Here is a 22,977-nt window from a genome sequence, read left to right on the forward strand (position 1 = left end):
AGAGGGTAAAGCTTCGTTAGAAACGACTACTAGCCACAAGCAGGAACGGGTGGTAGCTGCCAACTGGCTCGGGTCTGGCGTTTAGGGATGTTGGCTGATGCCACCCGTTCCCTGCCGTAATCGAACTTATGATCTTCTGTTGCGGAAACTATGCACGCACGGACGCGCCACCGGAATTACCGCGGTAGGCAGCGTCCTTCGATTCAGCTACAGTCTTTGATTCTGAGTGACCGTGAGCGTCATCATCGTGCTTCTTGCCACCGTGGCCCAGCGGGGTAAAGTGCAAAATCGCAACGATAATCGCACCAACAATCAAACCGAAGATGAGTGAGAGACCAGTATTCGTAAACCACGCCAAAACTGCGCCAATGAAACCGGGAATCGCGTGCTCAACGATGTGCTCCATATGGTGCACAAATTCGTAGAGAGGATGGAAGCCTAGCTTATTCATACCGTCCAGCAGAATATGACCGCCAACCCAGAGCATTGCCAACATACCGACAAAGGAAATAATTGACATTACGGTCGGCATAGCCTTCACAAGACCGCGCCCGAACGACTTGGTAGCGCTCCCCTTGCCCTTCTTAGCCAAGAACAGACCAAAGTCATCCATCTTGACGAGCAAGGCAACCACACCATACACACCAATAGTCAGCGCAACACCAACAACAGCAAGAATCAAGGCGCGGTTCATGAGAGTTTCAGATGCTACTTCGTTGAGTGAAATCACCATGATTTCAGAACTCAAAATGAAGTCTGTGCGCACTGCACCAGAGATAATCTTCTTCTCGTCCGCCTCATCAGGAGTGCCAAGAGGAGATTCCGCATCTTTATCCTTGGTATTAATAATTTCGATAACTTTTTCAGCACCTTCATAACACAGGAAAGCGCCACCGCACATCAAAAGCGGGGTTAGAAGCCACGGAATGAACTGGCTCAGCAAGAGCGCAAAAACAAGAATAATCGCCTTATTGCGTAGCGAACCTATCGCGATTTTCTTGATGATAGGGAACTCGCGCTTAGGCTCAATACCCTGAACGTACTGTGGGGTCACAGCGGTATCATCAACTACCACGCCTGCGGCTTTAGCGGACGCGCGTCCAGCGGCTGCCGCCACGTCGTCCATATTTGCCGCGGTGAGTTTTACGAGTGCAGCGACATCGTCCAAAAGTGCGGCCAAACCACCGGCCATGTGTATCACATCTTTCTAGGTGCGCTATACCCGCCAAGAGGTATAGAAAGTAGAGTTACTTAATTTTAGGGGACAGTTAGCTTCTTTGGGGTATCTCCCGCACGTAATGTGCGCCCCACCGCGCTAGCATCCACTACGCCCCTCACATTCCGTGGATTTGCGCTGTAATTTCCGTGTTTTTACAGCGCAAATCCACGGAAAGTGCGTGAGGGCGGGTTTTATTCCGGGTGGATTTGCGGAATCATCGCGGTATCTTCAATAGGTTTGGGCACATAGCGCCACAGAGCCGGGATTGCCACCGTAATTCCAGCGATTGCAAGGATGCAGGTGAGACCGCCCGCCATCGCCGCGACGGGCGCGCCGAGGACGTTTGCGGCACCGCCAACCAGGCCGGTGCCCAGATTAGGACCGCCCGTAACCGTGACAATAAAAAGCCCCTGCAAGCGTCCGCGCATGTTATCCGGCGAGGCAGTCTGCAAAATAGTGGATCGATAGATACCGCCGAGTGCATCGCACCAGCCGGCGAATGCCAGGGCAGCCGCACCACCTAGAATGGGCAACAGATTTTCGAGGACGCTGTCGCTGGGTTCTCTGCCGAGAAGCATGAAGGCGATGAGCCCGAAGGTAAAGAATCCTAAGCCCCAGCCCACGTAGCTGAGGGTGAGAAAGCGTCCCTGCCGTTCAATGTTTTTCAGCCAGCCCGAGAGCGATACACCTAGCAAAGCGCCAATAGCTCCCGCAGAGAGCAAAATACCTGCGCCACTATCGCCGCCGCCAAAGGAGACCACCACTAGCGCCGGAATGATAGGACGGGCTTGGGCAAAGAGCATACCGATGACATCAACGATAAATGACATTCCCACGACGGGTTGGCCTTTAACAAATCGAAGACCTTCGGCAACGGATGACAGTCCTCGTTTTTGCTCCTGCGCATGGTCGCGATGCGGAATCATGGGCGGTAGCTTATACAAGGCCCACAGTCCCACCATCATGGCGAGCACGTTGATAGAGTACGTCCAGTTGTAGCCAACGCTTGCAACGAGTGCGCCGCCGAGCATCGGGCCGACGCTCATGCCGAGGGTTCCAACCGTCATGGTAAGCGCGTTGGCGCTGGGTAGAAGCCTGCGTTTGATGAGTTTGGGAATAATGGCGCCACGCGCAGCCTGATTGATAGGTTGAAGCAGTGATTCGACGGCGATAAGTCCGTAAAGCACCCATACGTTGTGAACGCTCGCCCACGCATGAATTGCGATACACAGGGTTACTAGCCACATTCCAATGGATGCGGCCAGGGCGACTTTTCTGCGGTCGTAGGTGTCTGCGATAACTCCACCGTAAAGACCACCAATAATGAGCGGTCCCACTGCTACCAGCCCAATAGCACCGGTGGCTGCGGTTGAGCCTGTCAACGCGAAAATCTCTAACGTCATGGCGATAGAGGTGATCTGGTAGCCCATCGTTGAGAACAGCCCGCCCATCCAGATGCGACGGAACTCTGGACTAACTTTAAGCGGGGTGATATCCATCAGGAGTTTGGGCATGCTACCTATTGTCAGTCAAACGTTGGATGCGGGCAAGAGGATTTTTTCTTATTTTGGGAGCATAATTCAATAAGGAAAATTCTTGCTCTATCTCACCATTTGTTTTCTATTGAAAATTTATTTCCCATGCCATTGACTATTAAATAAAAGAATTCCGGCGCTCTTGAGAGTGCCGGAATTTTTAGTCAGTCTAAAACTTAGCGAGCTTCGTACTGACGAGCCTGCTGTGAGCGAGCATTCTGCACAGCAGCAGCGTCCTTGATAATCTGCTCGTACATTTCGTTGTCTTCCTGGCTGTCGCGAACAACCTTTGCAACGGTGAATGATGACGAAATCAGGCCCACGGAGCCCATCAGGTAGTAGCCCTTAACCATGAGCGGTTCTTTCAGGGTGTAAAGACCAACCAGCATCAAAGCGACGAAGAATCCAAAAGATACCCAAGCCAGCAAAACAAATGCTGAATTATTGCGGTAGGCCTTTTTCTTTACATTAGGCGAAGACATCAGTAATAAACCCTTTTTATAAATAACGGTGAGCATTAAAGAAATTACCACAGTCACAAAAAGAGTTAACTTTATGACGCTTATCTGCGGCGGCGGTCCATGCAACGTGAGGTCGTAGACTTAAGACTGCCCTTTGTTTTCGTAGAGGAGTTTTATCGTGCCCCACGTTTTTCCTACCCCGTCACCCACTATCACCATGAACGATGGCGAAGGCATCCCTCAGCTAGGTTTTGGTGTCTGCGCTATTTCTCAGGATGGCACTGCCCCGGCTGTAGAGGCAGCGCTAGAGGCTGGTTATCGCCATATTGACACCGCGACAATCTACAAGAATGAGCGTCAGGTCGGCGAGGCGGTGCGCGCCAGCGGTATCGCGCGTGAAGATGTTTTCGTCACCACTAAGCTGTGGAACACCGACCAAGGACGAGACTCCGCACTTGAGGCTTGCGAAAAATCCCTTGAACTTCTGGGAATGGACTACGTTGATCTCTACCTCATCCACTGGGCACAGCCAGGTCAGGCTAAGTACCGTGAATCTTGGGAATCGTTGTTGGAGCTTCGCGAGCGCGGTCTCGTCAAATCTGTAGGTGTTTCTAACTTCACCAGCTCGCAGCTTGATGAGATTATCGCCGACACTGGTGTTACGCCCGTGGTCAACCAGATTGAGACGCATCCTTTCTTTAACCAAGCACAGCAGCGTGCTGAGAACGCTGCCCGCTCTATTTTGACCGAAGCGTGGTCACCGCTGGGGCAGGGTTCGGCGTTAGAGCATCCTGATCTTGTGGCGATTGCTCAGGTTCATGATGCGACGGTGGCGCAGATTATCGTTGCATGGCATTTAGCCGCCGGTAGCGTCGTCATTCCTAAGTCGCAGACTCCGCAACGCATCGCGTCCAACCTTGATGCTCTCAAGGTCACGTTGACGGCACAGGATATCGAGCTCATCGATTCCCTCACCCGCGCTGACGGACGCTTGGGCGGCGACCCTGCGGTGGGCGACCTTGGCGCACCGTTCTACTCAGATCGCCCCGGTGTTATGCAGAAGTAAGCCGCTTCTAAGATTAACTTTCGTGGCCTGCACCGCAGGCACAATTGATTCTGCACTGTGTAGGTGATTGAGTAGAAATACATCTAACCACGATCGAAAGGATGGCTAGCATGGCACAGGCGCCACTAGTGAAGTTCAATGACGGCAATGAAATCCCTCAGCTCGGCTACGGTGTATGGCAGGTTGAAGATGAGGTTGCTGAAAAGGTTGTAGGCCTGGCACTGGACGCGGGCTTCCGCCACATCGACACCGCTAAGATTTACGGTAACGAAGAGGGCGTAGGACGCGCACTTGCGGCTTCATCAGTTGACCGCAACGATGTTTTCATCACCACCAAGGTCTGGAACGAAGACCAGGGTTACGATGAGGCACTGGCAGCTTTCGATGCATCACTCAAGCGCCTGGGTATTGAGGAACTTGATCTCTACCTGATTCACTGGGCAGCACCTCACCGCGGCAAGTACTTGGAGACCTGGAAGGCTCTGATTGAGCTGCAGAAGTCAGGTCGCGTCAAGTCCATTGGTGTTTCGAACTTCCCCGAAAAGGAACTGCGCGAAATCATCGAGGCTACCGGTGTTACCCCCGCAATCCACCAGATTGAGCTGCACCCTTACTTCAACCAGGCTGAACTGCGCAAGGTCAACGACGAGCTCGGCATTAAGACCGAGGCATGGTCACCGCTGGGCCAGGGCGGTGAAATCCTCAAAGACGAAACCGTCCTAAAGATTGCTGAAAAGCACGATGCTACCCCCGCACAGGTTGTTGTGGCATGGCATCTAGCTATCGGCAACGTCGTTATCCCCAAGTCAGTCACCCCCGATCGCATCACCGAGAACTTTGATGCACTGGGTGTTTCTTTGGATTCTGAAGACGTTGAGGCTATCAACGCACTCTCCCGCGAGGACGGACGCCTCGGCCCCGACCCCGCAGACATGGATTTCTAAGACTCAACAGTGAGTTTTAAAGCCGAATAAAAATCGGTGGTATGCAAGGTGAGCGTGCCACCGATTTTTGTATGTCATTAATTCATACGGCGATAAGCGACTTCTGGCGGTGAGTTCTCAGGTGCAGTGGTCAAGTTGCAAGAAGAGTTATTCCCGTTAAAACACTTCGCCCCGGCACACATTGCGCATGTGTGCCGGGGCGAACCGTTTACCAAGACTTATGAGCGTCCTTGGAATTTAGCCGACGGGGCTGTTGACCTTGATCAGCGAGAAGAGGTCGCGGGGATCCTCAGGCTCAGCGATGAGGTCGATGAAGGTCTGTAGCTCGCTGCCCTGGGTAGCGGCGCGTGCGTAACGCAGTGCTGAGAAGTCAGAGATTGCGAAGCCGACGGAGTCGAACAGGGTGATTTCCTGATCTGAAGTACGGCCGGGCTTGTCACCGGTCAGCACCTGCCAGAATTCGGTGACGGGGAAGTCCGGGTCCTTCTGCTGAATCTCGCCTTCAATGCGGGTCTGCGGCGGGAATTCAACGAACACCGTGGAGCGGTCAAGAATTGCGCTATCGAGCTCGGTCTTACCGGGGCAGTCGCCACCAACAGCGTTGATGTGTACGCCGTCCTTGACCTGCGCGTTGTTGAGCACATGGTTCTGTGCCTTGTCAGCGGTGCAAGTGGTGATGATGTCTGCATCAGCAACAGCCTCGTCAACGGAGCTTGCGATATGAATATCGAAGCCCAGCGGTTCGAGGTTGCGGCGGAACTTCTCGCATGCTTCGGGTTCAACGTCGAAGACTGAGAGCTTTTCAATACCGAGTGCTGCACGGAAGCCCAGTGACTGGAACTCTGACTGTGAACCGGCACCGATGAGTGCCATGTGCTTTGAGTCGGGGCGCGCCAGCTTGCGTCCTACCATTGCGGATGCGGCAGCGGTACGCAGCGCGGTCAGCAGGGTCATCTCGGCCATGAAGACGGGGTAACCGTTGTCGACATCAGCCAGCATGCCAAAAGCAGTAACGGTCTGGAAACCACGTGCGGGGTTTGACGGGTGACCGTTCACGTACTTGAAGGAGTAGGTCTCCATGTCGGAGGTGGGCATCAGTTCGATGACACCAAAGGGGGTGTGGCTAGCCACACGAGGAATCTTATCAAAACGCTCCCAGCGCTTGAAGTCTGATTCAAGGTATTCGATCATTCCGCCGATGATGTTTTCTACGCCGTCTCGCTGGATCCAGCGAGCCATGCTTGCAACATCTACGAATTCAACTTTGGTCATACGTAAGTCCTCTCTGACTTAGTGCACCGATTATCTCCTTGAACAGAATAGAGAAGAATTGTATAGACGGCTATAGGAATAATGAACGAATATTTCGCTAAATATGTACATTTTGAGCAGATAAAGTAACATTTTGCTTATGCCCCACCTCACTTCTGCTGAAAATCAGTTACTCACAGCACTTCGCAAGAACGCGCGTGCCACGGTTTCTTCGCTCGCTACTCAACTCGGCGTCACGCGAGCCACCATTACCCACATGATGTCGCGTCTAGAATCGCGCGGAATCATCCTGGGGTACACCGTGCGGGTGTCTGATGAAGAAATCAACAAGAGCATGAGGGCTGTAGCGATGCTTGAGGTGGACAATCACGCCACCCGTTACGCTGTTCAACAGTTGAGGCTGATGCCTGAGGTCGAAGAAATTCATACCACCAACGGCGTATGGGATTTAGTGGCTCATATTCGGTGCAGCTCGCTGAGTGATTTCGATGCTGTCCTACAGAAAATCGCGGCAGTCAAAGGTATCAGCAACTCGCAGACCAGCATCCTTTTGACGCAGGTGGGGCCGTAAATCACTAAAGGCTCTACGATATTTTGGCCAACCGCCGAAGTGTCAGGCATACACCAATAGTCTACTGACTATGGGGTATGCCTGCCGCTGGTATCGCACAGCAACAGAATAAAGCCGCGGGCCTCAACGATTGTGTTGAGACCCACGGCTTATAGACGCAAGAAGTTAGCGGATTCTAGCGTTCGTCGTCGAAGGTGTTTCTCACCGACCCGCGGAAGGTGCGTCCTTCACTGTGAGCGGTATCGACGCCGGGACGGTGTGCCAGAATCGGGACAGCACCGGTGTAGCCTTCACGGACAGCAGCTGCCTCGTAGACGCGCTTGCGCACAGCAAACCAGCCGCCGATAAGAATCGGAACAACCAATGCCATAGATGCCAGGGTGTAGGTACCGATCGGGTAATCCAGAGCAATGAGTACCATCACGGCGGCGAGGAATGCCATCACAGCCCAGTCGCTAAAGCGTCCGCCGGGTGCCTTGTAGCCGGGGCGGCTGTAGCGTCCTGCTTTGACTTCTTTCAAGAACTTCTGGTGTGACATGGCGATAGCTGCCCAGCTTGCCATGGTGCCGATTGCAGAAATGTTGAGCACAATTTCGAATGCTTGGGAGGGCACAATGAAGTTGAGAACAACGCCAATCAGAGCGACAACGGCGGTGAGCAGAATACCGGCAACGGGTACGCCGCCCTTTGACATCTTTGCCGCGATCTTGGGGCCTGAGCCAGCAATTGCCATGGAGTGCAGGATGCGGCCGGTGGAATACATGCCCGCGTTCATCGATGATGCCGCTGCGGTAATAACAACCAGCTGCATGATGGGCGCTGCGTAATCCACGCCGATTGACTTGAAGAAGGTAACAAAGGGTGATTCGTTAGCTGAGTAGGTGGTGTAAGGCAGCAGCATGCACAGCAGCAAAACGGTGCCAACGTAGAACACGGCAATACGGATAATCACTGTGTTGATGGCGCGGGGAATGATTTTCTCAGCGTTTTGAGTCTCACCTGCGGTGGTACCTACGAGCTCAATACCTGCGTAGGCAAAGACAACACCCTGAACCACGATCATGGCGGGCAAGAGCCCGTTGGGCAAGAAGCCACCGTTATCGGTAATGAGCGAGAAACCAGTGGGAGTTCCGCTGGGGTTTCCGAAAATCAAGAAGCCGATACCGACCAGCAAGAAGGTCACGAGCGCACCGACTTTAACCAGCGCAAACCAAAATTCAAGCTCGCCAAAGACCTTGACCGATACCAGGTTGAGCGAGACCACCAGAACCACAACGATTAGCGCGATAACGCCCTGGTTGAGCCCTGCGATGAAGTCGCTGTACTGTCCGAACCATTCAATGTAAATCGCGATAGCGGTCGCATCTGCAACCGCCGTCATTGCCCAGTTAAGCCAGTACAACCAGCCCGAAAAGTATGCGGCTTTTTCACCGTAAAACTCGCGGGTATAGGAAACGAAGGATCCCGATGATGGGCGGTGCACAATCAGCTCGCCCAGAGCACGCAGAATTAGGTAGCCAAAGAAACCACAGATAGCGTAGACGAAAGCTAGCGAAGGCCCGGCGGTTTCTAGGCGTCCGCCGGTGCCCAAAAACAGACCGGTACCGATTGCTGAACCGATTGCAATCATCTGAAGCTGACGGGCACCTAAGCCCTTGTGGAATCCCTCTTGCTCGTGGGCAAAAGGATCAGCAGCAACATCTATGTTCTGCTGAGAAGAAGTATGTTCTTGCACGATAACCTCACCTAAATTTTTATGAGGTATTTACGCACGCGCCGCGTCGTTGCGGTGAAGCGCGGGTACGTAAACACAAATGACAGAGATGCTCGGTGCAGATGAGTTCTTGCTCTATCACTAGATTTACTCAGCTATACAACCATAGAAGGTTTGGAAAGTAACTCACAACACACCTTTAAGGTAAAAACTGAAGCAAACTGTCAATTTACCTGATGTTTGGTTGACATATTTCACTCACGCCGGTTATCAGCAACTGCAAAGAGAAGGGTGATACTGTAATCAGGCATAACTTTGCTGGACGGTCTTGGGCGCAGGCGCGCAGTCAGGGGGGAAAATGAAAGAGTTCATGAAGGATCCTAAGTTTAGGTTCCTAATGGTGGGCGGTTTCTGCTTCGTTCTGACGATGGCGATTAACTACGGACTGAAGTACACGGTACTCACCGATAAGCCGACGACTGCGCTGTTGATTGCTACGGCTATCGCATCTATCGTGAGCTATTACCTATCATCGCGGTGGACGTGGGAGCACACCTCCGGCGCAGCTCGCCCCAAAGAGTTCGTTGGCTTTGTGATTGTGACGATTTTGGGCATTATCGTGAACGCTGCCCCGCAGTGGATTTCACGCTACGTGTTCCATATTGAAGAGCCGCACGTGAGCTTCTTGGTGCAGGAAATTTCTGACTTTATTGCTGGCCCCATCCTGGGTACACTGCTGGCAATGGTTTTCCGTTATTGGGCACTCGATCGCTTTGTATTCCATGGCAAAGAAGCACGCAAGAACGCGGAGCATTCCGAAACTCTACCGCCGTTCACTTCTAAGTTCCCGGTGGTTGAGCCCGCGCGTCCAGCCCCAGGCTCGGTTGACAAGATCGCTTAGATTTCTCGATAACCGCGAGAGGTTAGACGTGGCGGATGCGAGCTAACGAGCGCACAAAGAGCCACGGCTAGAAATCTCTTCCTACAATTTGCTCAAGCTGGCGCTTCTACGCCCGCTGACCGTACCTGTGCTTTTTGCCAGCAGGACGCTTGCCCGCAGGCTTTTTTGGCGCGGTTTCCTCATCCAAAAGCAGGCTCAGCGAGATGCGCTTTCGCGCCGGATTCACATCCGTCACGCGCACCGTCACTACGTCGCCTGAGCGCACAATATCGTGCGGATCATTCACAAAGTCGCGGCTCATCTCAGACACATGCACCAGGCCGTCCTGGTGCACACCAATATCAACGAAAGCGCCAAAGGCTGCCACGTTAGATACCGTACCTTCTAACTTCATACCGACCTTGACGTCCTCAATTTTTTCAATGCCCTCCGCGTACTTGGCGGTCTTGAAGGCAGGACGCGGGTCTCGCCCGGGCTGTGCAAGCTCGGCAAAGATATCGCGCACGGTGGGCAGGCCAAAGGTGTCAGTCACATAGTCTTCAGGCTCGAGCTTTAACAATGCGGCAGCCGGAACAGAAGTACCTTGCAATCCCCCGGCGTCCTTCACGATAGCCCGCGCGATGCTGTATGCCTCAGGGTGCACAGCCGAGGAGTCCAGCGGCTCATCGCCGTCGGTGATGCGAATAAATCCTGCGGCTTGCTCAAAAGCTTTAGGCCCTACGCGCGGCACATCGAGTAGTTGCTTGCGAGAGGTGAACTCGCCATGCTCATTACGGTAGGCCACAATGTTCTCGCTCATGGTGGTGCTCAGACCGGCCACGCGCGCCAGCAAAGCCGGCGAGGCAGAGTTCACCCAAACACCCACCGCGTTCACGCAGTCCTCAACCACCGCGTCCAAAGTTGAGCTCAACAGGGACTCAGAAACATCGTGCTGGTACTGCCCCACACCAATCGACTTGGGGTCAATCTTCACCAGCTCGGCCAGCGGATCTTGCAAGCGGCGCGCAATGGACACAGCACCGCGCAAAGAAACATCGAGCTGAGGCAGTTCGGCAGAGGCAAGTTCTGAGGCTGAATACACGGACGCGCCCGCCTCAGACACCACAACCTTTTGTAGCTGATGCGCGCCGATACGAGCTATAAGCTCCCCCGCCAGACGGTCTGTTTCGCGTGAGGCGGTGCCGTTGCCGATAGCAATCAAATCTACAGAGTACTCGGTGCACAAACGCTGCAGAGTATCGAGCGCAGCGTCCTTCTGATGATGCGGGGCATGCGGGTAAATAACGTCAGTCGCTAGCACTTTTCCTGTGCCGTCCACTACCGCAACTTTCACACCGGTACGCAGACCCGGGTCAAGACCCAGTACCGTGCGAGAACCCGCTGGAGCACCTAAGAGCAAATCTCGAAGGTTCGAAGCAAAGACGGCAATGGCGTCCTGCTGCGCCTTTTCAAACAGGGCATTGCGAATATCGGTCGCAAGACGCGGTAGCAGGCGCTGACGCCAGGTTTGGCGCACGGTGGTGGCAAGCCAGGACAGCACGCGGTCATCATCTTCGCTCACAGTGTTGAGAACCTGTACCGGAATGCCAAGATCGATAGCAACCTGAGACTCGTACCCGGCACGGACGTGGTCATATTCTTCGGCTTGAACCAATGCCTGAGCGCGCTCAGCGCCGCGAAGCTTAGAAACAGCCGGTGCGGGCACAGCTCCGTCGATGCTCACTTTCACCGCACCGGATTTTTCAGCGCGCAACAGTGCAAGTACGCGGTGCGAAGGGATGCGTCGAATCTGCTCGGAAAAATCGAAGTAGTCAGCAAATTTGGCGCCGGATTCCTCGCTACCTGCCACCATCTTGGAGCTAATAACGCCGGTTCGCCACATTTTATCGCGTAGTGCTTCCACCAGCTCGTGATCGTGCACCGCACGATCCATCAAAATAGCGCGGGCGCCGGCGAGCGCATCCTCGGCAGTTTCGACCGCGGTGTCGGCGGGCATGCCTTCTTCTGCCGGGTGAATGTAGGCGGATGCGATATCTCGCAGGCTCGCCAGTGGTACTTCGAGGAGGTCCTCAACGAGGTCTTCAAGCCCCGCTTCATAGGCAATTTGCGCCTTGGTACGGCGCGTCATCTTGTACGGTGCGTACAGGGTTTCTAGCGTATTTTTGTCTTCTGCGCTGAGTAGCGCGGCACGCAGAGACTCATCGGTGACGCCTTGAGCATCCAGCGCGCTGAGAATAGCTCCGCGGCGCTCTTCAAGCTCACGTAGATAGGTCAGCCGCTGTTGCACCGTGCGCAACTGGGCATCGTCCAAAGACCCCGTCTTCTCTTTGCGGTAACGCGCGATAAACGGAACGGTTGAGCCAGCGTCCATCAGCTCAACTGCAGCCTTCACCTGCCATACGTGCACGCCAAGTTCATCGGTGATCCGTTGAATGATTGCGGTATCGCGGGAGGGGCTTTGGGTAGTCATAATCTATAGTCTCTCACGATGTTGTACGCTGCAGTAATTAGGCACAGTCGCAGGTGGGATTACGAGAAGATATCCCGCGTAATGTTTGGCATCACGAGCGTTTATCTTTGGTCTTGTGCCCCTGCAGTTTTAGAGTTGGTATATCCAAAATTTAGCCACAAAAGTGCGCGCACCCACGCTTTTGTAGTTACTCCCCTACGGTGCACTTATTGAGGAGATTCTAATGCTCACCACCAGCGATTCGAGCTACGAGGACTTTTTGTCTTCTTACTCGTCGGTCATTGGTGAAATGGCAGCGATGGGTCTTGCCCCCAGCGAAGCTATGTCACGCTTTCGTACTATTTTCCCGGACGCTCCCATTGATTATTTGAACCACGCGATTTCTACCGGTGAGTGGATTTTTGTCGGTCGCAGAGAGCAGCCGATTAACAACGTGATGATGGCATCTGCCCTGTGGTATGCGGTGGCGTACACCTTGGATTTAGAGCCGGATTACAGCTACACCGTTGTCAATATTGATCCCACGATTATGCAGGATGTTCCTCGCATGCTTGAGATGGCGCAGGTGAGCCCCGAGAGCATTGCGCTGGTGATGTCTAAGATTGGTGCTGCGCTGGATTATCTTTCTCAGCACCCGTACACCATGGTCGATGAGGCCACCTACGATGAGATGTTAGAGAATCTGCCGCCTGAGTTGGCCGAGGTTGATCAGGACGCGGTGGCGTGGCCGCCGTCGCGTCAGGTGATTACTGACCGCCTGGGTAATGGTTCGTGGAGTAGCGCTCTTCTGCGCATTGGTATTTGTCCGCCTGATATTGATGAGATTGAACCGTCTGTTGATCCTTCATCTATTTCAGAGCGCGAGTTCCGCAATGTGCTGGCTGATTTCTTGAGCTACTGCATCCGCTACGATCGTAAGCCCGCTGTTTTGCTGTACGGTACGTGGTCAACGGATCGTGATCACTACGGTAAGGTGCCCACGGTGAGTGCTATTCGTGCACGCTTCGGTTCGTGGCATAACGGTTTGCAAAAGGGCCGTAAGCTCATCAACGATGCGGTGTCTATGGGTGCGGGTAAGGCTCTGCCGGTGTCTTCAACCAAGGACTGGAACACCTCGCTCTCTATTGAGGAGCTGGCGGCTGAGGGTATTGGCGTTATTGAAAGCGCGGGCACCTCAGCGGAAGATTTTTCTGCATCAAAACGATGGGAAAACCTGGTGAATGTGATGGTTTCTCGTCTTGAGGAACTGCCGTGGATGCAGACCTTGCGCATCTACTACCTCAGCCCCGAGGTGGTGGAGGCAGAGGAGTACACTCCATTTGTGAGTGTTCTTCGTGCGCCCAGCGGCTACCTCTGTCAGCTCACTCCGGCGGATGCTTTTGAGAACCTTCAGCTCACGCAAGATACCGATTACCTGTTCGCTCACGGTTGGTCTGCTCCCGATGAGTCTCGCCCATCGTGGACCCACAATTTCTTGAACATCCACGAGGCAGCTCACGCCGTCATTAACGCTATGCACTTTAGCTACGGCGCTGATCAGGTGGACTACTACCAGTCGGACGATCCCGTAGCCGCTCCCGGTGCAGATGTGATTCATCCCGGAACTGGTTCAATTCCCATGATTGTGGTTCCTGAACCCACCGTATCTATCGATACTGAGTCCTAAAGAAATTTACCCCGCCCCACCGTGCGCAGGCAGTGAATCTGCCGCCCAGCTAGGCGGGGTAAACTCTATCTATGCCCAGAAAGTCCCGCTCTTCTTCTACTCTGTTCACGCTCATCGCTACCGTCCTTGTTGTTCTTACGCTGGTGCTTGGTATCTCGTGGCTGCGCAGCGCCAATTGGTCGCTAGAAGCGGCGCTACAGAAAATCCCCGACAATGTGTGGGGCGCAATTGTTGGGCAAGAGCCCACCAAAACTATCGACAACACCGGGTTCGACCTGTCGCATCCCAAAGAATACTCCACAGCGCTAACGGTGCTTTCAACGCTAGAAGTCAAAGACAAGGGTAGCCAGAACGGTTACTCACGCGATAAGTTCGGCAGGGCGTGGACAGATACCGACCGCAATGGATGCGACCAGCGCAATGACATTTTGGCGCGCGATCTTAACAACGCTGTCGAAGACTCACGATGCCGCGTGCTATCGGGCGTCCTCGATGACCCCTACACGCTCGGTACCGTTGATTTTAAACGCGGTGAAAACTCTTCATCGCTCATTCCTATCGACCACGTGGTGGCGCTGAGCAATGCGTGGACCACAGGCGCGTCATCGCTCAACGACGTTCGACGCCAACAAATTGCCACCGACCCGCTTAATTTGCAGGCAACCTCCCGTGAGGCTAATACGCAAAAGTCTGATCAGGACGCCTCAACCTGGCTACCGCAACCCGGTTACCGTTGTGAATACGTGGCGCGACAGGTCTCTGTCAAAGCAGCCTATGGTTTGTGGGTCACTCGCGCCGAAAAATCAGCCATGGAGGATGTGCTGAACTCCTGCCCGGATCAGCCGGCATACCGCTCTCAGTTCGTGGGGTAACACTACTTCACGCATCCCCTCTGACCTACAGTTGCCTCACGCAACGTGATACAACAAGAATGATGCGGGAGGGCAAACATGAGCGCACAGGGGCAACAATTTTCCGGATTCACTCAGGGCAGTCGCGAATATGCGCGGTTACTGATGGCGATGTTTTGTGCCGGTATGGCGGTTTTCGCTCAGCTCTATTCACCGCAGGCAGCTTTGCCCGCTATGGCACGTGGTTTATCAATTAGCGCTGATGCTGCGGCGCTTTCTATCTCTGCGGCGACTGCAGGTCTGGCTCTCGCCTCTATTGTTTGGGCATTTGTGGCTGATGCGTGGGGACGCGCCCGCACCATGATCCTCGGGCTGAGCCTCGCAACTCTACTGGGCCTGTGACTGCCGTGGGTTTCGTCCTATCCCCTGCTTTTAGGGCTTCGCGTGTTCGAAGGAATTTTTCTCGCCGCAGTCACCGGCGTAGCGATTTCTTTTATTGTCTCGGTGACCCATTTTTCAGCGCAGGTCACAGCAACCAGCCTGTTTATTTCGGGCACTTCGCTCGGCGGATTAGTCGGACGCCTGGTTTCGGGTGTTTTAGTGGAGCTGGTGGGCTGGCGGTGGGCGCTGATGGCCGTATCAATTCTGGCAGCGTGCGCAGCTAGCTTCTTCGCGGTGTTGTTATCGCGCGGTGCATTGGCTCAAGCGGCAGCATCTTTTAACTCGCTCACAAAACCTAATGCTACAAAAGACGGCTTTTCTCTCACGCACCTTGTTCAAAAGCTCGGGGTCAACCTCAAACACCCGAAACTGCTTCTTTTGTATTTCGCAGCGTTCTCCCTCATGGGTGCCTTCGTGAGCATCTACAACTACATTGGTTTCGTACTCGAAGCACCGCCCTATTCTCTTCCTGTCTCACTCATCTCTTTCCTGTTTCTCACCTACCTGTTTGGCACCTTCTCATCAGCGACCGCGTCCAAACTTGCCCGTAGATTCTCAGCGAAAAAGTTCTTGTGGCCTGTTCGCTTCTCATGGCCGGAGGTATCGCCCTCACGGCGCTCTCTCCCCTGCCAGTTATTATTGCGGGACTGGTTATTCTCACCACCGGGTTCTTCGCCGCGCACGCGCTCGCATCCGGCCAAGTAGGCATCATCGCAACCCGCGCAAAGACTCAAGCAACAGCTCTCTATAACGTCTTCTACTATGTGGGGTCAGCGAGCGTCGGCTGGGCAACCGGTCTTCTTCTCGCCCACGAAGGATGGACGCTCGCCGCAGCTTCTTGCGGCACACTCGTCCTGCTCTCTGCCACCTTGATTGCCCTGTTTTTCTCACCGCGCGCATAAAAATACCCGCCACCGCAAAACTGCGGGGCGGGTATTACCAAGTGTTATTCAGTCGCTACACCGTAGAGCTTAGAACGTTACTTCTTTCTTCAAATCTTCTTTGAAGCGCTTGTAGCCGGCAATACGAGCAGGCGACTTACGAACAATGAACCAGCCGATGGTCAGCAGAACAAACCAGATGGGCAGAACCATCAGTGCCTTCAAGGTCTCAGGATCCTGACCCAAAACAACAATCATTGCGATAAAGAAGAGCAAAGCGATAGCTGCTGAAACGCGACCACCGGGCATCTTGTACTCTGATGCAGCGTGAACTTCAGGACGCTTTGAACGGTAGATGAAGTAGCACACCAGAATCATGGACCACACGAACATTGCCAACAGCGCGGTAACCGTTGCGACCAGCTCAAACGCGGTCATCGCATCATCACCCGAGTACAACAGAACGATGCCTGAGAGCATCAAAACAGCGGTGAGGTACAGGGCATTACGGGGAACACCGGTCTTTGACAGCTTAGAGAATACGCGCGGCGCGGTGCCCTCTTCAGCCAGACCGTAGAGCATACGTGAGGTGGAGAAAACACCGGAGTTAGCCGATGACATAGCGCTGGTCAGAACCACAAAGTTCACGATAGAACCAGCGACGCCCAAGCCTGCAAGAGCAAACATTTCAACGAAGGGGCTCTGATCTGAAGGGATGGCGCGCCAGGGGGTAACCATCAAGATAACAGCCAAGGTCAGCACGTAGAAGAGAATGATGCGAACGGGAACGCTGTTGATAGCGCGGGGCAGAGTCTTGCGGGGGTCCTTGGTTTCTGCTGCGGTGGTACCAATTAGCTCAGCACCAAAGAACGCGAACAAAGCAATCTGGAAGCCGGCCAAGAAACCGTGCACGCCGAAGGGGAACAGTCCGCCGTCGTTCCAGATATTCGCAATCTGAGCCTTGTTGCCGTTGGGAGCGGTGAAGCCCATGAATACCATACCCAGACCAACAATAATCAAAACGATAATTGCCACGATCTTGATCATCGCGAACCAGAATTCGATTTCGCCGAAGTTCTTAACGCTCGGAAGGTTCAGAGTGAGCAGGGCAAGAATCAGAACGATAGCGGGAATCCATGAGGGAAGGTCCGGCCACCAAAAATGAACGTAGTTGGTGATTGCGATGGTGTCTGCAACGCCAACAACAACCCACGCCAGCCAGTAAGACCAGCCAACGAAGAAGCCGCCTGTGGGGCCGAGGATGTCGGTTGCGAAGTCGCCGAATGACTTGTAGTTGAGGTTAGACAGCAAAAGCTCGCCCATTGCGCGAAGCACCAGGAAGATCATGAAGCCGATGATGGCGTACACGAAGAGAATTGATGGGCCTGCTACTGAGATGGTGCGGCCGGATCCCATGAACAAGCCGGTACCGATTGCACCGCCGATGGCGATTAGCTGAATATGGCGGTTAGACAAACCGCGCTGCAGCTCCCCCTCAGTTGAGTGGGATGCTTGCGATAGTTCTCCCATCGCTCCTCCTATTCGTTGAGGTATAGCCTCCTTTAGACCATACCGTCACAAGAGCTTTATCAAACTGTGTCTGAATTTTATTATTTGACCCATTGTAGTGCGCCGGTTCGCTTGCTCTCGGCAATCTGATGCAATTTTTTCGAACTTTGGACACCGTTTTATGTGGAATCGTGAAAAAATAGTAAGTGAGATTGCTTGATTTTATTTTACAAGTAAAGTAATCTTGCAGAAGAAGGACGCACACAGCGCACCTCACACCATATCCACGAAGGAGAAAATTCACATGGGTCTCGTATCAAACGCAATTCTTCGCACCACTGCCGGCGCATTCATCCTGAACTCAGGTCTCGGCAAGGCAAAGATGGATGAGGAAACCTACGGCTACCTCAAGGGCATGGCATCAACCGGTGTACCCCAGGTCAACAAGCTCTCAGACAAGCAGTTCGGCCAGGCACTGACCGCAGCTGAAATCGCACTCGGCGCAGCACTTCTTTGCCCCATCGTTCCCGCTAAGGTTGCAGGCCTCGGTCTTGCAGGCTTCGGCGCAGGCATGCTCACCATGTACTTCAAGAACGATGACATGACCCTCGAAGACGGCATCCGCCCCTCACAGGAAGGTACCGCTTTGGCTAAGGACATCTTCCTCGTATCATCAGGTCTTGCACTGATCACCTCACGCAAGGGTCTTCTCTAAACCCTTCGCTGAGATCACTCAGTAATTTTTAGGTCAAAGGGGTTCGTTGTGGCTTTCACAACGAACCCCTTTTTTCACGCCCGACTACAGGCACACACCCACTATCATTGAACAGTTACCTCAGCGCTCATCTTCTAGCGCACCCGGTGAGGCTTAGAGTTTCCGTCTGCACCGGTTCATCATTAGATTCAAGGAGTCTTTGTGGAAACCAACAAGCAAAAAGCCGACATGGCGGCACGCGAAGAAAAACTGGCACAGGGTATCGACGTTACCGAGCAGCCTACTCCCGAAAAGTTCTACCGACAGCCTTACTCCTTCGTACGACGCGGCGACCGACTCACCTCGCGTCGCCAAAAAGCATGGGATACATACGCACCCACCCACGTCCTTGATTTGCCCCGCCTGGTAGCAGACACCTCTGTTGCACCCGAGGCAACTTTTGATCAGGAAGCTCTCTATGGACGCACCGCTCCCCTGGTTGTTGAGATTGGTTCCGGCTTGGGCGAGGCTATTGTGCACCGCGCATCCGAAGTACCCGAAAACAACTTTCTCGCCGTTGAGGTCTACACCCCGGGAATCGCAGACCTGCTGTTGAAAATGGGGCAGGCTGAGGTTGAGAATGTTCGCGTGGCTCAGGCTAACGCACCGGAGTTGCTTGATAACCTTCTCGAAGAAAACTCCGTGGACGAACTCTGGGTCTTCTTCCCGGACCCCTGGCACAAGTCCCGCCACCACAAGCGTCGCCTAGTGTCACCAGACTTCGCATCCAAAGTAGCTCGCGTCCTCAAGCCCGGCGGTATCTGGCGACTGGCTACCGACTGGGAAGAATACGCACTGGTCATGCGCGAAGTCCTAGAAGCGCACCCCGACTTTGAAAACGTACACGCCGGTGAAGGCGCAACCGATGAAGACCCCATCGGTGGCTGGGCACCTCGCTGGGAAGGACGCACGCTCACGTCCTTCGAACGCAAGGCAGGAGAGGCAGGACGCCGCGCCCACGACCTCACCTACCGACGCGTCTCATAAGTAAAAAGATGGCCCGGCTCTGTGCCTTTTACCCGAAAATTCTGGCACCGCACGGAACCGGGTCATTTTTATGTCTGATTACTGGTCGAGCATCTCACGAACCATTGGAATAACCTGGGTTCCGTACAGCTCAATCGCACGCATCGAATACTCATGCGGCAACGGACCATTAGAGAACTTGAGATCAAAACGATTCAAACCCAAATCCTTAACGGTTTGCGCAATTTTAGTTGCCACGGTTTCAGGTGAACCCACATACAGCGAGCCGTGCTGAGCTTCGTTTTCAAACTCCACAACACCGGTGTTGCCCCAGCCGCGCTCGCGTCCAATCCTATTTCGGTTGGTAATCCAGTGCTCACGTAGCTGTTCTTTCGCTTCTTCATCGGTATCAGCAATGTGACCAGGTGAATGCACCGCAACGGGCAACTGGTCCTGCCCCAACTGATCATTCGCGCGCTTATACAAATCAACAAAAGGCTTAAAGCGGGAGGCAGGGCCACCGATAATCGCAAGCATCAACGGAATTTTGTACTGCGCCGCGCGAACCACAGATTCAGGGCTACCACCCACAGCAATCCACTGCTTCAACCCGTTTTCAGTACGCGGATAAATCTCTTGATTTTTCAGCGAAGTGCGGTCACCGGGATTCCAGGTCAAAGGTTCTTCAGTGACGATGCGGCTAAAAAGCTCCAATTTTTCAGAGAATAGCTTCTCGTAGTCGCCCAAATCGTATCCAAAAAGCGGGAAGGACTCGGTGAATGAACCGCGTCCTAGAACCACCTCGGCACGCCCGCCACTCATCGCGTCGATGGTGGCAAAACGCTGGTAGACACGAATCGGATCATCGGAGCTCAGCACCGTAACGGCTGAGCCCAAATGGATGCGATCGGTCGTGGTGGCGAGCCCCGCCAAGATGGTGTCGGGCGCGCTGACAGCAAAATCCGGGCGGTGGTGTTCTCCAATACCAAAGAAATCCACGCCGACGCGGTCAGCAAGTTGCCCCTGCTCCACCACGTTGCGGATAACCTGCGCCTGGTGCAACGGATTGCCGTCGGTATCAACGGTGACATCGCCGAAGGTATCTAAGCCCATCTGCAGCGGCATCTGATCGACCGGCGGCAGGTTTTTATTGTGTTCTGACGTAGACATTTTTCTCTTTCACCGAATGCTTTATCTTTCTACATTTACCAGAACACTCAAGACAATTACTTTATTGCGAAAGTTTTTTGGGCGTGTTTTAGCGCAAAAAACTACCCGATTCCGTGCTTTTTATCCGATTTTTTCGGGTAATCTGCACAGAACCGGGTAATTTTTTGAAAGTTCTAACGCTCCGGGCGGTACAAGACCACAGCCTGCGAACGCTTACGCGCAGGCGGACGCTTGCCGCGAGTAATACGCACAATATCGCCAGAAAGCCCAGCAGCGAAAACACGCGAGGATTCCTGCAAACGCATATTTAGCCGCTCAACCTCATCCATGAGCTCTTCGTTGCGCGATTGCAGAGCATCCACCTGATTCTCCAGCTGCATAATGCGCTTGATTCCCTCAAGCGAAACACCGTTCTGTGAGAGATCCTGAATCTGCTGCAGTTTATCAACATCGCGCTGCGAATAGCGGCGGGCGCGACCGGGTGCGCGCGATGGCTGAACCAAACCTAGACGGTCATACTGACGCAGAGTCTGCGGGTGCATGCCCGCTAGTTCAGCCGCCACCGAAATGACAAATACCGGGCGGTCTGATTCGTAAGCCATAGTTTACTGCCCCGCCTTCCGCATCAGCTCTTCGCGAGGATCACCCTGCGGCGCGAGTTCCACGAACTTCGCAAAAGCCTCCTGAGCTTCATCGCTGAGGTCGGTGGGAAGCTGAACCTCGGTGATGACCAGCATATTGCCGGTGCCGGTCTTGGTTTTGAATCCGCGTCCTTTTGCGCGCAACTTCTGCCCCACGGGTGCGCCAGCAGCAAGACGCAACTTCACGCCCTGACCATCAAGTGTCGGCGCCTTGATAACAGCGCCGTTGATAGCTTCTTCCAAAGTCACGGGCACACGCACAATGACATCGTTTTCATCGCGCTCAAAGACTGATGATTTCTGCACGTTCACGGTGACAATCAAGTCACCAGCGCCGCCGGGGCCGGGCTGGCCTTTGCCTCGCATACGCACCTTCTGACCGTCCTTGATGCCAGCAGGAATCTTGACCTGCACACCGTTGCCGTCGCCACCACGCACATTCAGAGTGTGACCGTTGTATGCCTCTTGCAGAGTGATGCTGGTCTGTGCAGTAAGGTTTGCGCCCTTCGGCGGTGCCTGCTGGAAGCCGCCGAAACCACCACCACCGAAGCCTCCGCCGCCGAACATGCCACCCAGCAGATCGTCGATGTTGATGTTCTGGCCACCACCGGTGGAGAACCCACCGGGGAACCCGCCGCCACCGAAGCCACCTGCACCGCCAGGGAAGCCTCCGCCGCCAAAGCCTGCAGCACCGTACTTACGAATCTGATCGTATTCCTCGCGCTGCTTCTTATCGGAGAGCACATCGTAAGCCTCAGCAACCTCTTTGAACTTAGTCTCAGCGGTCGTATCGCCAGGGTGCTGATCCGGGTGGTACTTACGTGCCAGCTTGCGGTATGCCTTCTTGATGTCAGCATCTGAGGCGTCCTCGGAGACGCCTAGTGTCTTATAAAAATCTTGGTTCAGCCAGTTTTCACTTGCCATGTTGTAGCGTCTCCTTACGCCTCGTAGGTTATCTCTTTTAAAATCTTGGTATTTATCTTAGTTTTTGGTTTATTTGCGCGGGCAAAACACCTGCGATCAACATCCCTTAACGCCAGACCCGACCAGTTAATCGCAGGTGCCTTGCCCACACAGACAGTACGTCTAGTCAACAAGCACTGCTACCCAGCTCGCGACGCGTGTGCATCAGCAGTCAGACTCGCTCCAGCAACAACTTTATCTTTCAACAATGGGCGGGCTCGAATACTCGAACCCGCCCACCGTCTTCTATACGCCCAAGCCGTGCGATGCGGGAGTTCCGCAAGCCAGCTGGCTCGGGGCTGGCGTTCAAGGGATGCTGGCGACGCGGGACTCCCGCATCGGCATTGCCCTCTCACCGCCCATTGAGTTGTCGCTTACTCAGCTACCGCCACAGCCACCTGAGCGGTGCGTACTACACGCTCACCCACTTTGTAGCCGTTGCGCAGAACCATTGATACCTGATCGGGTTCAACTTCTGAGGTCGGCTGCTGAAGCACAGCTTCGTGAACCTGCGGGTCGAAGTTCTCACCCACGGTACCGAATCGCTCAAGGCCCTGCTTTTTGAGGGTTTCTTCGAGCTTGTTGGCGATTGAAGCGAACGGGCCGTCTTCAAGGTCGCCGTGGTTGCGTGCTGCATCGATATCGTCAATGACGGGCAGCAGGGCTACTACAACGTCAGCGATTACGTGAGTGCGCAGCTGCTCTTTTTCGCGTCCGGTACGGTTTTTGAAGTTAGTGAATTCTGCCTGAAGGCGTCGGAGGTCTTCAAGACGCTCAGTTGCAAGCTGTGCATCTGCAGACTCGGTGTCTGCGGCTTCCTCCTGGGCTTCCGCCTCGGGTGCAGCGTCTTCTGCTACACCCGAGTCGGTGACACCTTCGACCTCGGGGTGACCTTCAGCGGCGGGTGCGTTGAACGCTTCTTCAAGCGGGTCAACGCCCTCAGGCTGGTTGTCGGTGGGCTCGTTGGTGTTTTCAGCCATGA

At 54.1% G+C, this 22,977-nt stretch carries 21 protein-coding genes and 1 pseudogene; 11 read left to right on the forward strand and 11 right to left on the reverse strand.

Annotated elements, in window-relative coordinates:
* Positions 1-148: 148 nt before the first annotated feature.
* The 3 genes from IDM49_RS09330 to IDM49_RS09340 form a co-directional block, all read right to left on the reverse strand.
* The gene (locus IDM49_RS09330) at positions 149-1,192 is read right to left on the reverse strand and encodes a DUF808 domain-containing protein (RefSeq protein ID WP_190724310.1); all 1,044 of its coding nucleotides are present in this window, start codon (positions 1,190-1,192) and stop codon (positions 149-151) included.
* 218 nt (positions 1,193-1,410) lie between these two features.
* A complete protein-coding gene (locus tag IDM49_RS09335; RefSeq protein ID WP_168614780.1) occupies positions 1,411-2,733 on the reverse strand; it encodes an MFS transporter in 1,323 nt (440 codons plus the stop codon).
* Between the two features lie 197 nt (positions 2,734-2,930).
* Positions 2,931-3,236 carry a YiaA/YiaB family inner membrane protein gene (locus IDM49_RS09340; RefSeq protein WP_190724311.1) on the reverse strand — a complete coding sequence of 102 codons (306 nt, stop codon included), beginning with the start codon at positions 3,234-3,236 and terminating at the stop codon, positions 2,931-2,933.
* A gap of 196 nt (positions 3,237-3,432) precedes the next feature.
* On the opposite strand from IDM49_RS09340, the gene IDM49_RS09345 reads away from it, so the two are divergent.
* Positions 3,433-4,281, forward strand: a complete 849-nt coding sequence (locus IDM49_RS09345) for an aldo/keto reductase (protein WP_168614798.1) — start codon at positions 3,433-3,435, stop codon at positions 4,279-4,281.
* Between the two features lie 110 nt (positions 4,282-4,391).
* Positions 4,392-5,225, forward strand: coding sequence for an aldo/keto reductase (locus tag IDM49_RS09350; protein ID WP_190724312.1), 834 nt, complete (start codon positions 4,392-4,394; stop codon positions 5,223-5,225).
* A gap of 237 nt (positions 5,226-5,462) precedes the next feature.
* On the opposite strand, the gene IDM49_RS09355 is transcribed toward IDM49_RS09350, so the two are convergent.
* The gene (locus IDM49_RS09355; protein WP_168614783.1) at positions 5,463-6,497 is read right to left on the reverse strand and encodes an ornithine cyclodeaminase; all 1,035 of its coding nucleotides are present in this window, start codon (positions 6,495-6,497) and stop codon (positions 5,463-5,465) included.
* A 139-nt stretch (positions 6,498-6,636) separates the two neighbouring features.
* Between IDM49_RS09355 and IDM49_RS09360 the strand changes: the two genes are divergently transcribed.
* On the forward strand, positions 6,637-7,068 hold the full coding sequence (locus IDM49_RS09360; RefSeq protein ID WP_190724313.1) for an Lrp/AsnC family transcriptional regulator: 432 nt from the start codon (positions 6,637-6,639) through the stop codon (positions 7,066-7,068).
* 175 nt (positions 7,069-7,243) lie between these two features.
* Here the strand turns inward: IDM49_RS09360 and IDM49_RS09365 are convergent, their stop codons facing one another.
* Positions 7,244-8,803: an amino acid permease gene (locus IDM49_RS09365; RefSeq protein ID WP_228008074.1), complete on the reverse strand. Its 1,560-nt coding sequence runs from the start codon at positions 8,801-8,803 to the stop codon at positions 7,244-7,246.
* A gap of 349 nt (positions 8,804-9,152) precedes the next feature.
* Between IDM49_RS09365 and IDM49_RS09370 the strand changes: the two genes are divergently transcribed.
* Positions 9,153-9,683: a GtrA family protein gene (locus tag IDM49_RS09370; protein WP_190724314.1), complete on the forward strand. Its 531-nt coding sequence runs from the start codon at positions 9,153-9,155 to the stop codon at positions 9,681-9,683.
* Positions 9,684-9,789: 106 nt separating this feature from the next.
* Here the strand turns inward: IDM49_RS09370 and IDM49_RS09375 are convergent, their stop codons facing one another.
* Positions 9,790-12,153 (reverse strand): Tex family protein, encoded by a 2,364-nt coding sequence (locus IDM49_RS09375; RefSeq protein ID WP_190724315.1) that lies wholly within the window; start codon positions 12,151-12,153, stop codon positions 9,790-9,792.
* Between the two features lie 223 nt (positions 12,154-12,376).
* Here IDM49_RS09375 and IDM49_RS09380 point away from each other — a divergent pair, with 223 nt between their 5' ends.
* From IDM49_RS09380 to IDM49_RS12290, 5 genes and pseudogenes are all read left to right on the forward strand, one after another.
* Positions 12,377-13,819 carry a hypothetical protein gene (locus tag IDM49_RS09380; RefSeq protein WP_190724316.1) on the forward strand — a complete coding sequence of 481 codons (1,443 nt, stop codon included), beginning with the start codon at positions 12,377-12,379 and terminating at the stop codon, positions 13,817-13,819.
* Positions 13,820-13,890: 71 nt separating this feature from the next.
* Positions 13,891-14,691 carry an HNH endonuclease family protein gene (locus IDM49_RS09385; RefSeq protein ID WP_190724317.1) on the forward strand — a complete coding sequence of 267 codons (801 nt, stop codon included), beginning with the start codon at positions 13,891-13,893 and terminating at the stop codon, positions 14,689-14,691.
* Between the two features lie 78 nt (positions 14,692-14,769).
* Positions 14,770-15,072: an MFS transporter gene (locus IDM49_RS09390; RefSeq protein WP_190724318.1), complete on the forward strand. Its 303-nt coding sequence runs from the start codon at positions 14,770-14,772 to the stop codon at positions 15,070-15,072.
* Positions 15,073-15,114: 42 nt separating this feature from the next.
* Positions 15,115-15,630: pseudogene (locus IDM49_RS12570) on the forward strand (MFS transporter); the annotation flags it as partial.
* 53 nt (positions 15,631-15,683) lie between these two features.
* A complete protein-coding gene (locus tag IDM49_RS12290; RefSeq protein WP_228008075.1) occupies positions 15,684-16,013 on the forward strand; it encodes an MFS transporter in 330 nt (109 codons plus the stop codon).
* 69 nt (positions 16,014-16,082) lie between these two features.
* Here the strand turns inward: IDM49_RS12290 and IDM49_RS09400 are convergent, their stop codons facing one another.
* On the reverse strand, positions 16,083-17,522 hold the full coding sequence (locus tag IDM49_RS09400) for an amino acid permease (RefSeq protein WP_190724320.1): 1,440 nt from the start codon (positions 17,520-17,522) through the stop codon (positions 16,083-16,085).
* 283 nt (positions 17,523-17,805) lie between these two features.
* Between IDM49_RS09400 and IDM49_RS09405 the strand changes: the two genes are divergently transcribed.
* On the forward strand, positions 17,806-18,216 hold the full coding sequence (locus IDM49_RS09405) for a hypothetical protein (protein ID WP_190724321.1): 411 nt from the start codon (positions 17,806-17,808) through the stop codon (positions 18,214-18,216).
* Between the two features lie 228 nt (positions 18,217-18,444).
* Positions 18,445-19,242 carry a tRNA (guanosine(46)-N7)-methyltransferase TrmB gene (gene trmB / locus IDM49_RS09410; protein ID WP_190725478.1) on the forward strand — a complete coding sequence of 266 codons (798 nt, stop codon included), beginning with the start codon at positions 18,445-18,447 and terminating at the stop codon, positions 19,240-19,242.
* A 78-nt stretch (positions 19,243-19,320) separates the two neighbouring features.
* Here trmB and IDM49_RS09415 read toward each other — a convergent pair whose 3' ends face one another.
* From IDM49_RS09415 to IDM49_RS09430, 4 genes are all read right to left on the reverse strand, one after another.
* The gene (locus IDM49_RS09415) at positions 19,321-20,391 is read right to left on the reverse strand and encodes an LLM class flavin-dependent oxidoreductase (protein WP_190724322.1); all 1,071 of its coding nucleotides are present in this window, start codon (positions 20,389-20,391) and stop codon (positions 19,321-19,323) included.
* A gap of 173 nt (positions 20,392-20,564) precedes the next feature.
* Positions 20,565-20,993, reverse strand: coding sequence for a heat shock protein transcriptional repressor HspR (locus IDM49_RS09420; RefSeq protein WP_190724323.1), 429 nt, complete (start codon positions 20,991-20,993; stop codon positions 20,565-20,567).
* Between the two features lie 3 nt (positions 20,994-20,996).
* Positions 20,997-21,956, reverse strand: coding sequence for a DnaJ C-terminal domain-containing protein (locus IDM49_RS09425; protein WP_190724324.1), 960 nt, complete (start codon positions 21,954-21,956; stop codon positions 20,997-20,999).
* Positions 21,957-22,369: 413 nt separating this feature from the next.
* Entirely contained in the window at positions 22,370-22,975 is a 606-nt protein-coding gene (locus tag IDM49_RS09430) for a nucleotide exchange factor GrpE (RefSeq protein WP_190724325.1), read from the reverse strand.
* Positions 22,976-22,977 lie beyond the last annotated feature (2 nt).

This window comes from Rothia terrae (genome assembly GCF_014705925.2).
Taxonomy (GTDB): domain Bacteria; phylum Actinomycetota; class Actinomycetes; order Actinomycetales; family Micrococcaceae; genus Rothia; species Rothia terrae.